Here is a 15,045-nt window from a genome sequence, read left to right on the forward strand (position 1 = left end):
ACCCTAAGTCAGATCCCGGCGCTCTGACTGACCTGCTTCGTAAACATGCGCCACTGGCGGAGCGCATTGGTTTTGAGACCGGCGCGATGTCAAGCTGGCTTTGGCACGAACTTCGTAGGGTCGATCTACCTGTCGTTTGCATCGATGCGCGGCATGCACACGCGGCACTGTCGGTACGTATGAACAAGAGTGATCAAAATGACGCTCGAGGTCTTGCCGAACTGGTACGGGTCGGTTGGTATCGAGAAGTGAAAGTTAAGAGCGAGGAAAGTCAAAAGGTCCGCGCGATACTCGTCGCGCGATCCCGACTCGTATCCATGCGCCGGGACATTGAGAACCAAGTCCGCAGTCTGATCAAGGAATATGGATTGCTATTCCCTCGCGCCATCGGCCAACAGTTCCGCAATCAGGTCAGCGAGCTACTCGGCAACGATCACCAGCTTCTCAGCGTGACCGCGCCGCTCCTGTCGATTCATGAGCATATCTGTCAGCAGCAGAGCAAGTTTGACGATGAGGTCCGCCGATTGGCGAAGTCAGACGAGACGACGCGGCGCCTGATGACAGTTCCAGGCGTCGGAGTGGTGACGGCCCTCACGTTCCGCCATACGATCGACGATCCGTCCCGCTTCCGATCGGCCTCTACGGTCGGCGCCTATCTCGGCCTTACGCCTCGGCGCAACCAATCTGGAGAAACCGATACGAGCGGCAAGATATCGCGATGGGGCGACCGTCTTCTCCGAACCTACCTGTTCGAGGCGGCGACTGTCCTGCTTTATCGGACCAAAAAATGGTCCTCCCTCAAGGTCTGGGGAATGAAGCTCGCAAAGCGGATAGGTATGAAGAAGGCGAAGGTCGCTATTGCCAGAAAGATCGCCGTCATCCTTCACTGCATTTGGGTGGATGGCACCTCATTCGACTGGGGCCATGCAACCCCGGCCTAAAGGCATCCTGAAGTTTCTGGCCTGGTCCGCCGGGCTGGCGATGTCCCGCTGGGACGGTGGTCGCGGTGACCTCGGTCAATCGGCTGGTGGCGGCCTGTCCGTACTCCGCTGTACACGTTGAGGCACCCGCCCCGGACATCATCATGAGGCGCCTGGCGACCTCGGAAAGGACCATGACCCTGGCGATGGCATCAAAGCTACCGCGCTAAGATTGTTCGGCAAACGAAAATCCAACGCTGACCGGCTATCGTATCGCCGGCCGCTCTCGCCCCATCTCCACAACCCCATCCAGTTTCGATGGGGCGACCGCTACCGCTTTGCTGAGCGCGGCCATACGGGTGCTTGACAACAGCCCGCAATTAAAGGGCCGATTGACATCGGATTTCTCGAAGCCCTGCAGCGTGACCACGAAATCCGCGAGCGCATAGCGCGGCGCATGCGGCGACCAGTCGACGCCGGGCAGCGCGTCGAGCAACTGTTCAAGGTGTTCACGTTGCGGTGCTGGTCGCCGGCGCGGCCGTTGTGGAAGAGCCAGTTGCTGCAGGTCACCGTCTTCTCTTGTGCGCGCACGGCGTCGGCGCCGAAGTCGAGCACTGGTAGACGTCGGCGCAGTCGGCCCAACGGCCGCCACAGCGCAGGGCATGGACGATCCCGCTTAGCACACGACGATCATCTACCCGGGGCTTGCCGCGCACGCCGGTCGGAAGCAGCGGCTCAATTCGAGCCCACTGCGCATCGGAAAACCAAAAGAAATCACCCATCTCACCGCCTCCTCGATGAGGCAGTGAATCACGATCAGGCTGCCAGGGGAATCCGGTTATTGGGTCCGGACCCTAGCCCTGCGGGGCGGCCCTGCCCGGGTTTCTGCAAGATTTTCCGGGCGTTGCGGAACGGCAAATTGCCATCGCTTGGGACCCGTGAGACAAGCCATCATGACCGATCGAGACCGCAAGCCGCGATTCGCCCGCGGGCGCGACAAGCCTGGCGCCAAAGGCCCGTCCAAACCGCATTCCAGAGGCGGCCGGCCGGACCGTGGCGGGCGCGAATCGCGCGGCGACGGCGTGGCGATCCTTTATGGCTGGCACACCGTGGTGGCGGCGCTGGCCAATCCGCAGCGGGTGATCCGCAAGCTGTGGCTGACCGAGAATGCCGCGCGTCGGCTGGCCGACGACAAGATCGACACCCGCATCGATCCGATCATCGTGCCGCCGCGCGAACTCGACACCATGCTCGGCCCCGAGGCGGTGCATCAGGGGCTGCTCGCCGAGGCCGATCCGCTGGACGGCCCGGCCCTCGACGAACTGCCGCAGGACGGCATCGTGCTGGTGCTCGACCAGATCACCGACCCGCACAATGTCGGCGCGATCATGCGTTCGGCCGCGGCCTTCGGCGTCAAGGCGATCGTCACCACGCACCGGCACAGCCCGGAAGCCACCGGGGTTCTGGCAAAATCCGCCTCGGGCGCGCTGGAACTGGTGCCGGTGGTGACCGTGCCGAACCTGGCGCGCGCGCTGAGCGAACTCAACGACCTCGGCTTCCTCACCGTCGGGCTCGACAGCGAGGGCGATGCCACGCTCGGCGCGGTGCCGCTCCACCAGCCGCTGGCGCTGGTGCTGGGCGCCGAGGGCAGCGGGCTGCGCCGGCTGACCCGCGACACCTGCAGCGTGGTCGCGCGGCTCGACATGCCCGGCGCGATCAAGAGCCTCAATGTCTCCAATGCCGCCGTGCTGGCCCTGTATATCGGCGCCAGCAAGCTCGGCCTGATGAACTAGGGCCATACGAAAACGCCCGCCCGCATCGCGCGGGCGGGCGTCTTCGTCAGCCTTTCGGCGATCAGTACGCCCGACGCAGCGGGCGCTGATACTGCATGTGGCGATAGCCGTGGTGCGACATCCCGTAGCGCGGCGCATACATCACGCGCGGACCGGCGAAGCGGCGATGGTGATAGCCGTAGCGCGGCGCGTAGCTGCGCGTTGCGTAGCCATAGCGAACTTGCGGACGCATGCTGTAGCCGTAGCGATAGCTCGGCCGCACGCGCGGCTGATAGCTGTACTCGACGCGCGCATGGGCATAGGGCTGCGCATAGGAATATCCGTTGGCATAGCCAGCGCTGGCATAGCCGCGGCTACCAAAGTCGCCATCGCCGCGCTCATAGCCGGTCCAGCCGGGCGTCGAGGTCTCCTGATAGGTCGGTTCCGGCGCAAAGTTGCCCGGACCGCTGAAGGTTGGACCCTGGTTGACGTAGTAATACTGGTGGGCCGGATCGGGCAGCCGCTGATAGCTGGCAACGCCGCCATAGCCATACCCCTGGCTATAACCTTGGCCGTAGCCCTGTCCGCACGGGCTGACATAGGCCTGGCCGCACGGCGAGCAACCGCTCGAAAACAGGCCGCCGCCGCAAGCCATGGCGGGCGCAGCACTGGCCGCTGTGACAACGGCAACAGCCGCCGCCAATTTCCAAATCATCTGACGCATTACGCTCTCCTGTGGGTGTTTTTTTTGGTTGGTCTAGTTGCGGTTTTTCCGGATCGGTGGACCTGGATTCTGTGGGAGCAGACCGCCGCCATCGCGCGGCAGTTCGATCACCGCTGGCGGATACATGGGCACCTGCTGCGGCGCCGGCGGCGCGGATTGCGCCGACCACGAGTCGTGGTAGCTGGCCGCGGGCTCCGGCAATTTACGATTTTTCGGGGGCTCGATTTCAAGGCGACCGTAGCCCGGGGTGCGACCGGCGCTCGGGTAGTAATGCCCGACGTTCGGCTCCGAATCGACATAACGGCCACCATAGACCGTCGGCTGAACGTGGATGCCACGCGCCAGACCCCAGTCGCCTTCCACCACCGCGTAAGACGCGTTGACGCCATTGATGATGATCGGCACGCCGGGCCGGCCGGGGATCACGATATTGAATCCGTCGCCCGCGAAGGCCGGCAGAGTCGTGGCGATGGTGGTCAGCAGTGCTGCAATGAAGCGCATGGGCAATATCCTGCAATCTGGCGTTAGGATAATCGAAGCCTTGGCAGGATGGGTTAAGGCGAGGTTGTAAACTGCCGGTAAGCCTAACGCGTAAGCATGCAAGGTCGTTCAATTGCCTGCAGCGGCAGGACGGAAACGTTAACGTCGTCCGTCCTGCCGCTGCGCGCCCGGACGCTTGCGGGCCATGGGCGCGCGTGATGCAATGGCCGGAACTCAAGTCCATGCCGGGTGTTTGCAACTCACACTTTGCGGAGAGACGACAATGAGATTTCTCAGTGCAGCCCTGATCCTGTCGATGCTCGCGGCGACGCCCGCGATGGCGCGGCACTGGAAACATCCGCGCCACGAGACCTTCGCCTACAAGGCGCCGGGCGAGCCCTACCGCATCGACTTCGGGCATAATTACGGACCGGGCCTGCTGCCCGGCACCTTCGCCTATTACGACGGCCCGCTGCGCGTGCGCTGCGACCAGTCCGCCGCCGCCTATCGCGGTCAGAACGGCCGCGCGCATCCCTGCAATTGAGAGATCGAGGGCCTGGCGGCGCGGCTGGAGATTGACTGGCTGCGACACGAGGCTTCGGGGCCAAATCTCCGCGTGCTGCTGAGCAACGACTGAGTAGCCTCTCCGCTGCAACTCTGATATTCGACGGCGCAGCACGGCGGCGGAATCAGCGCGGTCGCGGCTGCAATGCACAACGCATTGATCTTATTGCCGGTTTAGCTCAGCGGTAGAGCAGCGGTTTTGTAAACCGAAGGTCGGGAGTTCAATCCTCTCAACCGGCACCAGCCACCCAGCCCGCAGTAGCCGAGATGGCGGCGGCTTTTTGGCGCAGCGCCTGCGCCGTGTCTCCCGATAGCGCATCGTCCAGAATTCCGATCGGGCCCATCATGGTGATGGCCGCGATCATGAAGCCGGTCTGGTCGAAGATCGGCGCCGAGATCGAGGTGAAGTTCGGCAACAGCGCGTCGCGGCAGCGGCTGATGCCGTTCTGACGGATCGTGCGCTGCATGTCGTCGACCTCCACCCGGTTCGCCGGCGTATCGTCCGAGGTGGCGCCCGCGCGGGCGCGTTCTTCCTTGAGCTCCTGATGCAGCATTGACTCGGTAATATCGCCGGGAAGATGCGCCAGGAAATTGCGGCCCAGCGCCGAGCGCAACAGGCTCAGGACGCTGCCGACCCGCAGTTCTATGATCGAACGGCTGCCGCCACCTTCAACGCGGTAGATGATGGTCGGCCCGCGATTGCCCCAGACCCCGAGAAACACGGTATGGCCGACCGTGCCCGCCAGCTCGGCCATCACTGGACGCGCCGCGGTGAACACGTCGAACTGTTCGATGGCCGCCATCCCGAGTTTCAGCGCGTAAGGACCCAGCGCATAGCAGCCGGTGTCCACCTCCTGCCGGACGATGCCGACAGCCTGAAAGCTGACGAGGTAGTAATGCACGTTCGCCGCCGACATGCCGGTGCTGGCAGCGATCCGCTTCAGCGGCACCGGGCGCAGTTCGGTGCGCAGGAAATCGAGAATCCGGAAGCCGATCTCGATCGATTGGATGCCGCGTCGGCCGGGCCGTTCAGCCTTTAGCAGTTTGGCCGGCTTGGCTGTCGTCTTGCCGGCCGCCGTGCTCGCAGCCGCCTTTTTCGCGACCGCTCCGGCTTTGCGGGTGTCTGAGGGTTTCACAAAAATCATTGAAAATCAGCAGTTTGCGGGCGGATTCCGGCTGCCCCATTGTTGGGCTGTTCGGGCAAGTTTTTCAAGCTTGCGATGTTTGATAATATCATATCAGTATGACCATGTCATATCTGGGGTCCGCAGTTTCGTCGCGCCGGCCCCTGCAATGGGGGCTGAGATCATGAGTACAATTTCGCTGGCAGCGGACGCGGAACGCGATCTGACCAGGAGCGAGGAAAAGCAGGTGGTGCTGGCGTCGACGCTCGGCACGATCTTCGAGTGGTACGACTTCTTCATCTACGGCTCGCTTGCCGTGTTCATGAGTTCGGTGTTGTTTCCGCCGGATAACCCGACCGCTGCGCTGCTTGCCTCGCTGGGAGCGCTGGCCGCGGGCTTTGTGATCCGCCCGATCGGCGCGATCCTGTTCGGCCGCATCGGCGATACCGTCGGTCGCAAGTACACCTTCCTGATCACCATCGTGATGATGGGCGGCAGCACCGCACTGATCGGCTTCCTGCCGTCCTACGCGTCGGTCGGCAACGCCGCCTGGATTTCGCTGGTGGCGCTGCGCCTGATCCAGGGACTCGCCGTCGGCGGTGAATATGGCGGCGCAGTTATTTACGTCGCCGAGCACTCGCGCCCGAACCGGCGCGGCCTGCTCACTGGCTGGATCCAGATCACCTCGTCGATGGGACTGGCTCTGTCCATCGTGGTGATCCTTGGCACCCAGGCCGTCATGTCCGATGCCGACTTCAAGGCATGGGGCTGGCGCGTGCCGTTCATCGTGTCGATCGTGATGCTGGCGTTCTCGGTCTATGTCCGCGCCAAGCTGCATGAGTCGCCAGTGTTCGCGCGACTCAAGGCCGACAGGAAGTTGTCGAAGCAGCCGGTGCGGGATGCTTTTGCCCGCTGGTCCAGCCTGCGGCTGATCCTGATTGCCCTGTTCGGCGTCACCGCCGGCATGGGGTCGACCTACTTCACCGGCCAGTTCTACGTCATGATCTTCATGCAGCAGGTGGCCAAGATCGACCTGCAGACGTCGTATATGCTGATGGCCACAGGCCTGATCATCGGCGCGCCGAGCTTCGTGTTGTTCGGCTGGCTGTCCGACCGTATCGGCCGCAAGTGGCTGATGATGACCGGGCTGCTGCTGGCGGCAATATGCTACCGTCCAATGTTCGCCGCCCTGCTCGAAGCCGCCAATCCCCAGCTGGTGGCGGTGACCCGCAGCGCGCCGGTCACCGTGCATGCCGACACCGCCAGCGACGCCTGCGGATTCGGCCTGATCGCGGCCCTGGTCGGTACCCACAGCGACCACCTGAAGCCCTGCGTGCAGGCCAAGAAGCTGCTGATCTCCAGCGGCATCAACTTCAGCTACGCCCCGCCCATCCCGGGCCAGGCGGTGTCGATGTCGGTGCAGGGCAAGACGATTGCCGGCTTCGCTCCAGCCGAATACCGCAAGGCGCTGGCCGACGCCGGCTACCCCGCCAAGGCGGACCCGGCCCGGATCTCCTCGGTCACCATCGTGCTGCTGCTGGTGGCGATGACCGTCATGGTAGCGATGGTGTACGGCCCGGTGGCCTCGTTCCTGGTGGAGCTGTTCCCGGCCAACATCCGCTACACCGCGCTGTCGTTCCCGTATCACATCGGGGCCGGCATCCTCGGCGGCTTCCTGCCGTTCATGGCGACCTACCTGTCACTGGCCGTCGGCGATGTGTTCGCCGGCCTCTGGTATCCCGTGGTGATCACCGCGGTCACCATGGTGATCGGCACCATCGTCCTGCCGAGCAAACCGGCCTTGACGGCGGAGTAATTCCGCCCTCCCCGCCTTCCCCACGGGCTGCTTCGGCAGCCCGTTTTCATTCGCCATCACAATAGAAGTCCCTCATGCTGTTCGACATGTCAGAGCTCCCCGCGGACGTGACCTACAAGATCCTGACCGCGACGGTGACGCCGCGCCCGATCGCCTGGATCACCACGCAATCGCCGGACGGCATCCGCAATGCCGCCCCGTTCAGCTTCTTTAACGTCATGGGCCACGAGCCGCCGACCGTGGCCATCGGCCTGCTGCGGCATCCGCAGCGCGGCTTCAAGGACACCGCGCAGAACATCGTCTCGACCGGGGAGTTCGTGGTGAATCTGGTGCCGTCGGCCATGGCCGACGCCATGAACGTCACCTGTATCGACGCGCCGCCGGCCACCGACGAACTGCTGCTCGCCGGGTTGAACACCGTGCCGTCACTCAGGGTTGCCCCGCCGCGCATTGCCGACAGTCCGGTGGGCTTCGAATGCCGCAGCATCGCTACCGTCCTCACCGGCCCGCTTCAGTCGGTGGTGATCGGCCAGGTGCTGTGCGCCCATATCGCCGAAGCTTTCGTCATCGACGCCAGCCGCGGCCATATCGACACGCCGGCGCTCGACCTGATCGGCCGCATGCACGGCAGCGGCTGGTATGCGCGCTCGACCGACCTGTTCCAGCCGACCAGGCCATAGCGCCTCACAGCCACGCCCACACCAGCAGAGCATTAATGGCGCAAGCGGCGAGCAGCGCGACCGCCAGCCCCGCCTGCACCCCGTCGATCCCGGTTTTGAACAGCGTATCCATGACGCAGGGAACATCGGGCGATTCTGGCAAGAGAGTCTCGGAACTTATTTTCCGGCTGATTCAGGACTCGTTTACTTTCGATTCCCGCCCCCGGCCGTCCCGGCTCCCCGCCCACTCCGCCGGCACGTACCGACGCAAAAAGGCCGGCACGAATGCCGGCCTTTGCGAACGCCAATGGCGTCAGTCGTCTGTGTCGGCTCAGTAACGCGCGACTTCCGGGCCACCCCAGCCGAACCGGTAGTTCAGGCCAGCCTTGATGGTGTGCTCGTCGTTGTTGTAGCTCGCCGAACCCGCCGGAATAGACGCTGCGGTAACGGTGGTGTTTCCGAAGTTATAATACTGATATTCGACCTTGGCCGACCAGTTGGGTGCAAACATGTATTCCAGACCGGCGCCGACGGTGTAGCCGTCCTTCGAATTGCCCGAGGTCGAGAATCCCGGTGCCAATCCTGCGCCGGGGATCACGCCGATATCGTTGCTGCCCTTCCAGGCATAACCACCCTTGGCGTAGAGCAGCGCCGGACCCCAGGTATAACCGAGACGGCCGGTGACTGAGCCGAGCTGATCGTTATTGGCGGTCACAAGCGTGCCGTTCGGGAACAGCCGGCCGGTGTTGTTGCTGTTCATCCAGCTGTACTGGGCTTCGATACCGATCACCCAGTTGGTGGCGAACTGATAGTCCGCGCCGCCCTGCACACCGCCCATGAAGCGACCGCTGTCGCCCTGGATGCTGCTCGAGTCGCCGAACGCGCCGCCGAGATGACCGCCGATATAGAAGCCTGTCCAGTTATAAACTGCAGCCGGTGCGGTGTAGGCCGGCGCCTTCGTATAGGTGCGCGCCGGCAGATCGGCCGCAGATGCCGAGGCCGTCAATGCGACCAGAGCCGTCGCCCCAAGCAGAAACTTCTTCATGGTAGATCCCCTGTTGTTCAAACTGACATTCGAAAAACAACATGGCGGCAATTTGGTTGCTTCCGGGCGACGCCGCAGCAGCGATGAATCCGCAACTGTGATGAAGCAGCAACACATTGGGTTCCATCGCGTTTTCGTGTCATCTCACTCGCGAATGGTTCACCGCTCACGGCAACTTGATCGGACGGAACCGATCTCTCCCCGGCGCGTGTGAATCATCGCGTCGCGATGTGGCGCGCGGGTTCCGCGTTCAGCGGGTCATGGCCTGCAGTTCGGGGAACGGCTGAAAGGTCGCGCCGGCGCAAGCGTCGCTGCTGTTCTCGATCACGCGGTCGAGACGGCCGTCGACGAACATCACGCCGCGCTCCTGCGGCGCCTGATACTTGCCGTCCATATCGCGGGCGGTGTAGCGGACGCAGCCGACATAGCGCAGCCGGCCGCCCACCGTGCGCTGCACCGGCTCGGCCAGCGCGGCATCGCGAACGCCGACGGGATTGTTGATGTAGGTCCTGAAGAACGACAGCAGATCGGCTCTGGCGTTCTTCGGCACCGGCTGCGCGGCCGTACCCTGGTCGTCGGTGAAACTGATGCCGCGCTCCATGCCGCCGCAACACGCCAGCGCCAGAGGCAGCAGCACGATGGCCGCGCGCTTCGCAAAATTCCGCAATGCTCTACCCGTTCCGGAGATGTCCGGCGCGCCGGACGACGGCGCCTTCCTAGACCGTTCGCGGCGGAAATGGAATTGGCGTCGGGGTCTGCGTTCAACAGCCGCGGCCTGCTGCCGGGGATGGCAGCAGGCCGGTGGCGATGTCCGCGACCGCGGTGGGCTAATGAGCCGCGGCCGCGGCGCACCCTCAGCCGCGCTTGATGTGCGCGACCGTGGCCCCGTGAGCGGTATGCTTGAAGGTCTTGTGCATGCCGAGCTTCTCGTGGAAGCGATGGTGATGCCGGATGTGGCGGCGATGCGGCTTCACGGCCTGCGCCTTGGCATCGAGCACCGACGGCTTGGCCTGCACCTTGCTGTCGGCCACCGGCTTGACCTCGGTCTTGACGTCGGGCTTGGCAACCTTGGCATCCGACTTGATCATCGGCGCGGCGGTCTCGGTCTTCGGCGCGGTCTTGCCGACATCCTTGCCGGTGTCGAGCACCGGACCGGCGGCCATGGCGGGGCCGGCGAGCAGGGAAGCGAGGATCAGCGCGGCAGACATTTTTTTCAGCATGGTCGTCTCCTGTCGATGTCGATCACGAAGTTGACCGGTCGGGTTGGCCGGGCTTGTCGATCATGCAGCCACCGTAGCGGGGGCGCGCTGAACCCATTCTGAAGCGCGGCGACGGACTTCGTTCATGTCGGTGACATCTCTGTCATGTGACGCGGACGGCCGGCGGCATTTGCGCTGCCGGGGAATGCCGGGCGTTTCGCGGGGTTTGTCTTCCACGACTTTCATGGCAGATTGTCTGCCTCGAACTAGGGAGCGACCCATGACCCGTTTCGCGATCAGGCTGACCACACTGGCGATGTTTTCCGCGGCGCTGGCCGCCGCACCTTTGTCCACCGTGTTCGCGGCAGGCGGCGATACGCCGTCCTCGCCGCCGGCGTCCGACGGCAAGTCCACCAAGGACAAGAAGAAGAGCTCGGGCCTCGAGGATCCCGCTTTCATCAAGGGCTATCGCACGGCCTATGCCACCATCTACGACAAAAACGACTACGCCGCGGCGATCGCGCAGCTCAAGGCGCTTGATGCCGACGACCGCGCCGACGTCGCCAACCTGATCGGCTATTCCTATCGCAAGCTTGGCAACTATCAGGTCTCGCAGGCCTGGTACGAGCGCGCGCTGAAGGCCGATCCCAACCACGTCCGCACCTGGCAGTATTACGGCTTGTGGCAGCTCGAACAGGGCAACCGCGACCAGGCGCAATATCACCTGGGCCGGATCGGCGCGCTGGCCGGCACCGACTCCGCCGAATACAAGTCGCTGCAGGCCGCGCTGGCGCAGGCTCCGGGCAACGGACTGGTGTACTGAGAAAAACACGCAGCTGTCGTCACCCGCGCATGCGGGTGACCCAGTAAACGCCGACGCCACGGCGCCATCACCGGCGCCGCGGAATACTGGATCGCCCGGTCCTGGCGCGCAATTGCGCGCAGGCCGGGCGACGACAATTGAGAGGGCCGCGCCGCCTTCAGCCCGCCCGCTAACCATCCTGCGCCCGCGCGCTCGACACCCTGCCCGGCACGCCCTTAACTGCCGGCTCGACAAGCCGCGTCAACGCCGCTAGACGACGCCCCGCGCCATCGCCCTCCTCCGTCGCCGCAAAGGCCCGCGATCCCATGACCCCGTCCAAGCGTTACGAGCGGATCGCCTTCGTCGCCAGCCACAGCCCGGAGGCCGAGGCGGCGCTGGCGCAGCTCACCGCGCAATACGGCAACCGCGACGCCAATGATGCCGACGTCATCGTGGCGCTCGGCGGCGACGGGCTGATGCTGCAGACGCTGCACGACCACATGCGCTCGGGCACGCCGATCTACGGCATGCATCGCGGCACCGTCGGCTTCCTCATGAACGAGTTCAGCGCCCATGATTTACACGCCCGGCTGGCGGCGTCGAGCGAGACCGTGATCCATCCGCTCTTGATGCGCGCCACCGATGTGCATGGCGACGTGCACATCCACCACGCCATCAACGAGGTCGCGCTGTTTCGCCAGACCAACCAGGCGGCACGGCTGCGCATCCTGATCGACGAGCGCGAGCGCATGGCCGAGCTCACCGCCGACGGCATCATGGTGGCGACGCCGGCCGGCTCCACCGCCTACAATCTCTCGGCGCAGGGCCCGATCCTGCCGATCAACGCCTCGCTGCTGGCGCTGACCCCGATCAGCCCGTTCCGGCCGCGGCGCTGGCGCGGCGCGCTGCTGCCCAACACCGCCATCGTGGTGATCGAGGTGCTGGACAGCGACAAGCGCCCGGTCGCCGCAGTCGCCGACCACGACGAGGCCCGCGACGTCCAGCGCGTCGAGATCGTCTCCGACAAGTCGATCTCCATGCGCATGCTGTTCGACCCCGGCCACAGCCTCGAGGAACGCATTTTGAGCGAGCAGTTCGGGTTCTGAGCCGGACGCGCCGGTTCGGGACGGATTTGTCCGGCGCGGCAACGGGTTAAGCGCCATCCGGCGCTGCACCGGCGATTTGGCCACGATCGCGCCGCAAGCGCCGCAAATCGTTGCGGCAAACTTCAGGCAGCGCCGCACGCGGGCGAAATCGGCTGCGGCCAAACCATGGCAGCGCCGCAATCCGGCCTTTGCCGCAGATTTGGCAGCGTTCGGGCGCCCCGCCACACCGTCGCCATGTCATGGACTAAATTCCTCGCTCCGTGGAACGCGCGTTCCACGCTCACGGTATCGTGAATGCCTCCCCTCCCCCGCGAGCGCAGCGAGTGGTGGGGAGGGACCGGGGGTGGGGGGCGCGAGGACGCTCAGGCGGCGTCGAGCCTAGCCAACTCGGCGGCAAAATTAATCCGCAACGGGTCAGCCTCGTCGTCGGGCAGCCAATTGGCCAAACATACACGCCAGCAGCCAATTAGAGATGCTTTTTAGAACTGAGGGCGGTTGATCAGATCAGCCGCCGCTTTTTTCCGCCAACCCCAGCTCAGCGCGCAGTATCCGGAAGGCTTCGTCCAGCGGTTGGGTGCGGCCGGCATCGGCGTCGGCCAGGCCTTTCGAAAGCGCCTTGGCTAATTCATCCGGTTCGTCGGGCTTCATGGCATTTGTCTCCGTTTTGAAGAGCCCCCCACCCTAGCCCTCCCCACCGCTTCGCGGGGGAGGGAACGAGACTGCAAGTGTTGTCCATCGCGTCCTCTATTTCAAAGGCAGGTACAGGTCGGTGATTGCTTCGTGCTCCGGCACGTCTGGAAAAAAGCTCACGCGCTGGGCATAAAGTGGAAACTCTCTTGGTTCTTCACCGCTTGCAGGCAGCCACTGACCATAGAGAAACTTCGCTGCGGGTCGTAGATTGTCACTCTCACCGATAATGCGCAGCACCGCGCAACGGCCTGCCGGAATCAGGCCCGCCTCCATACCTTCATCGGCGGGCGTTATGGCACGATTGGTCGCGGCAGCCAGATCGATCCGATAGTCCTCGGCGGCAACGCTGTCGGGATCAGTGTGGAAGATCGTATAAGTAGCGTGGGTCGCGGCGCGCACGCCACTCGCCTTGCGCCAGGCAATGAATTGGCGAATTGTCTCGCCCAGCCTTTCGGGATCGCCACGGTGGCTCATGAAAGCGACAGGAACGTCGGCTTCCTCCCGAACGGAGACATCATCGATGGAAAAGTTCTGCGTCATGATCTGGCTCCTTATTTCAGCCAACGGCTCCATTGCCGCTGCCCATGCCGACCAGTCCGGATCCTCGCGAAAAGCCCTCGGCGCCTGCCCCATTCGCTGACGAAAAGCCCGGGCAAAACTGTCCGGAGCTTCGTAGCCGGCATCCAGTGCAATCTCGGTGACCGATACATCGCACCGATAGGCAAGGCGCCATGAAGGTCGTTTCATCCTCGCCAACTGCACGTACCGATGCAGCGAGAGGCCGAAGATTGCCCTGAATTGCCTGTGGAAATGGCAGGCGGAAAAGGCCGCGACCGAGCTCAGCGCTTCCAGCCCGAGATCGCCGTCGAGATTGCTGTCGATATGCGCGACGACACGCTGCATGCGAGCATGGTATCGAGCGAGATCGGCAGGCAGCTTTGACACGAGATATTCCTTGTTGGTGGCAAGCCAGCAAATAAGGTCCGGAATGGGCTAGCCGCTCGACCGATCTTGCGATTTTTGAAAGTAATTGCAAAAGCAAACAAGATTGACGCGAGGCGAGCACGTTCATTCAAGGCAGCTTCTCAGAGGCCACTATTCTCGGGCTTCAGTGACGGTCGTATCGACGTGCAGAAGGTCTGCATAAGCCGCGACGGAGCTCTGGCAACCCCAGTTTGGCGCGCAGTTTCCGGAAGGCTTCAGCCAGTGCCATGATGCTGCCGCAGCGCCCCCTCCCCCTCACACACTGAATACCAGCCTTGCCTTCAGCCGTGGGGCGACGAAGTCCATGAAGGCGCGCAGCTTGTGCGGCATCAGTTTTGCGTCGGGCGAGACCAGGTTGACCGGCAGCGGCGTCGGCTCGAACTTGCGCAGCAGCAGTTGCAGCCGGCCGTCGCCCACGGCGCCGGAGACCTGGTAGCACAACAGACGGGTGATGCCGGTGCCGGCGCAGGCGGCGTCGGCGGCGGCCTCGGCGGTGTTGACGGCGAAGCGCGAGCGGATCGCCAGCCGCTCCACCTTGCGGCCGGCGCGAAAGGTCCACTCCTTGCTGCCTTCGAGGCCGGTGAAGGTGACGCAGTGATGCGCGCCGAGATCGGACGGTTTTGACGGCATGCCGCGCCGCGCCAGATAGGAGGGGCTGGCGCACACCACCTGATGGATGCTGGCGACCCGCAGCGCCCGCAGGCTGCTGTCCGGCAGCTGGCCGACGCGCACCGCCACGTCGACGCCGTCGGCGACGATGTTGGCAACGGTGTCGGACAGATGCAGCGCGACGTCGATGTCCGGATAGGCGGCGAGGAATTCGGCGACGATCGGCGTCAGGTGCAGCCGGCCGAGCGCCAGCGGCGCGCTGACCGTGAGGCCGCCGCGCGGCGCCTGGTATTCGCCGGATGCCAGCCGTTCGGATTCACCGATCTCGTCGAGCAGCCGGCGGCAGCGCTGGAAATACAGCTGGCCGGTGTCGGTCAGGGTCACCTTGCGCGTGGTGCGCGTCAGCAGGCGCGCGCGCAGATGATCCTCGAGCTCGGCGACCTTGCGGCTCACCGAGGTCAGCGGCGTGCCCAGCCGCCGCGCCGCCGCGGAGAAGCCGCCGGCCTCCACCACCGCCACGAAGGCCGTCATCGCCTCCAGCCGATCCATCG

The 15,045-nt window shown here is 64.3% G+C and carries 16 protein-coding genes, 1 tRNA gene and 2 pseudogenes; 8 read left to right on the forward strand and 11 right to left on the reverse strand.

The features are described from left to right. Window positions 1-5 precede the first annotated feature (5 nt). Window positions 6-941 (forward strand): annotated as a pseudogene (locus ACUXVA_RS25695) (IS110 family transposase); the annotation flags it as partial. 244 nt (window positions 942-1,185) lie between these two features. On the opposite strand, the gene ACUXVA_RS25700 reads toward ACUXVA_RS25695, so the two are convergent. Both ACUXVA_RS25700 and ACUXVA_RS25705 read right to left on the reverse strand, forming a co-directional pair. Continuing rightward, complete coding sequence (locus ACUXVA_RS25700) at window positions 1,186-1,416, reverse strand: hypothetical protein (protein WP_445488950.1); 231 nt, start codon at window positions 1,414-1,416, stop codon at window positions 1,186-1,188. Between the two features lie 121 nt (window positions 1,417-1,537). Beyond that, a pseudogene (locus ACUXVA_RS25705) lies at window positions 1,538-1,702 on the reverse strand (transposase); the annotation flags it as partial. Window positions 1,703-1,873: 171 nt separating this feature from the next. On the opposite strand from ACUXVA_RS25705, the gene rlmB reads away from it, so the two are divergent. Further along, complete coding sequence (gene rlmB, locus ACUXVA_RS25710; RefSeq protein ID WP_265083074.1) at window positions 1,874-2,713, forward strand: 23S rRNA (guanosine(2251)-2'-O)-methyltransferase RlmB; 840 nt, start codon at window positions 1,874-1,876, stop codon at window positions 2,711-2,713. A 61-nt stretch (window positions 2,714-2,774) separates the two neighbouring features. On the opposite strand, the gene ACUXVA_RS25715 is transcribed toward rlmB, so the two are convergent. Beyond that, the gene (locus tag ACUXVA_RS25715; RefSeq protein ID WP_445488953.1) at window positions 2,775-3,416 is read right to left on the reverse strand and encodes a hypothetical protein; all 642 of its coding nucleotides are present in this window, start codon (window positions 3,414-3,416) and stop codon (window positions 2,775-2,777) included. 33 nt (window positions 3,417-3,449) lie between these two features. Continuing rightward, on the reverse strand, window positions 3,450-3,917 hold the full coding sequence (locus ACUXVA_RS25720; protein ID WP_445488955.1) for a hypothetical protein: 468 nt from the start codon (window positions 3,915-3,917) through the stop codon (window positions 3,450-3,452). A gap of 262 nt (window positions 3,918-4,179) precedes the next feature. On the opposite strand from ACUXVA_RS25720, the gene ACUXVA_RS25725 reads away from it, so the two are divergent. Continuing rightward, on the forward strand, window positions 4,180-4,440 hold the full coding sequence (locus ACUXVA_RS25725; RefSeq protein ID WP_265083071.1) for a hypothetical protein: 261 nt from the start codon (window positions 4,180-4,182) through the stop codon (window positions 4,438-4,440). A 188-nt stretch (window positions 4,441-4,628) separates the two neighbouring features. Continuing rightward, window positions 4,629-4,703 (forward strand) — tRNA-Thr (locus tag ACUXVA_RS25730). Here ACUXVA_RS25730 and ACUXVA_RS25735 read toward each other — a convergent pair. After that, entirely contained in the window at window positions 4,691-5,605 is a 915-nt protein-coding gene (locus ACUXVA_RS25735) for an IclR family transcriptional regulator (RefSeq protein WP_265083070.1), read from the reverse strand. The genes ACUXVA_RS25730 and ACUXVA_RS25735 overlap by 13 nt on opposite strands. 163 nt (window positions 5,606-5,768) lie before the next feature. Here ACUXVA_RS25735 and ACUXVA_RS25740 point away from each other — a divergent pair, with 163 nt between their 5' ends. After that, window positions 5,769-7,400 (forward strand): MFS transporter, encoded by a 1,632-nt coding sequence (locus tag ACUXVA_RS25740; RefSeq protein ID WP_445488957.1) that lies wholly within the window; start codon window positions 5,769-5,771, stop codon window positions 7,398-7,400. Window positions 7,401-7,474: 74 nt separating this feature from the next. Beyond that, window positions 7,475-8,080 (forward strand): flavin reductase family protein, encoded by a 606-nt coding sequence (locus ACUXVA_RS25745; RefSeq protein WP_445488959.1) that lies wholly within the window; start codon window positions 7,475-7,477, stop codon window positions 8,078-8,080. Window positions 8,081-8,390: 310 nt separating this feature from the next. Here the strand turns inward: ACUXVA_RS25745 and ACUXVA_RS25750 are convergent, their stop codons facing one another. From ACUXVA_RS25750 to ACUXVA_RS25760, 3 genes are all read right to left on the reverse strand, one after another. Then, on the reverse strand, window positions 8,391-9,104 hold the full coding sequence (locus ACUXVA_RS25750; protein WP_265083067.1) for an outer membrane protein: 714 nt from the start codon (window positions 9,102-9,104) through the stop codon (window positions 8,391-8,393). Window positions 9,105-9,354: 250 nt separating this feature from the next. Continuing rightward, window positions 9,355-9,771 (reverse strand): hypothetical protein, encoded by a 417-nt coding sequence (locus tag ACUXVA_RS25755; RefSeq protein ID WP_445488962.1) that lies wholly within the window; start codon window positions 9,769-9,771, stop codon window positions 9,355-9,357. Between the two features lie 187 nt (window positions 9,772-9,958). Continuing rightward, the gene (locus tag ACUXVA_RS25760; protein ID WP_445488964.1) at window positions 9,959-10,324 is read right to left on the reverse strand and encodes a hypothetical protein; all 366 of its coding nucleotides are present in this window, start codon (window positions 10,322-10,324) and stop codon (window positions 9,959-9,961) included. Window positions 10,325-10,583: 259 nt separating this feature from the next. On the opposite strand from ACUXVA_RS25760, the gene ACUXVA_RS25765 reads away from it, so the two are divergent. Together ACUXVA_RS25765 and ACUXVA_RS25770 are read left to right on the forward strand one after the other, a co-directional pair. Continuing rightward, window positions 10,584-11,126 (forward strand): tetratricopeptide repeat protein, encoded by a 543-nt coding sequence (locus ACUXVA_RS25765; RefSeq protein WP_265083064.1) that lies wholly within the window; start codon window positions 10,584-10,586, stop codon window positions 11,124-11,126. Between the two features lie 305 nt (window positions 11,127-11,431). After that, entirely contained in the window at window positions 11,432-12,211 is a 780-nt protein-coding gene (locus tag ACUXVA_RS25770; RefSeq protein ID WP_265083063.1) for an NAD kinase, read from the forward strand. A 504-nt stretch (window positions 12,212-12,715) separates the two neighbouring features. On the opposite strand, the gene ACUXVA_RS25775 is transcribed toward ACUXVA_RS25770, so the two are convergent. The 3 genes from ACUXVA_RS25775 to ACUXVA_RS25785 form a co-directional block, all read right to left on the reverse strand. Next, window positions 12,716-12,859: a hypothetical protein gene (locus ACUXVA_RS25775; RefSeq protein ID WP_265083062.1), complete on the reverse strand. Its 144-nt coding sequence runs from the start codon at window positions 12,857-12,859 to the stop codon at window positions 12,716-12,718. 96 nt (window positions 12,860-12,955) lie between these two features. Further along, complete coding sequence (locus tag ACUXVA_RS25780; protein ID WP_445493354.1) at window positions 12,956-13,837, reverse strand: AraC family transcriptional regulator; 882 nt, start codon at window positions 13,835-13,837, stop codon at window positions 12,956-12,958. 303 nt (window positions 13,838-14,140) lie between these two features. Next, a complete protein-coding gene (locus ACUXVA_RS25785) occupies window positions 14,141-15,043 on the reverse strand; it encodes a LysR family transcriptional regulator (RefSeq protein WP_265083061.1) in 903 nt (300 codons plus the stop codon). Between the last annotated feature and the right edge of the window lie 2 nt (window positions 15,044-15,045).

Source organism: Rhodopseudomonas sp. RCAM05734, from assembly GCF_052658035.1.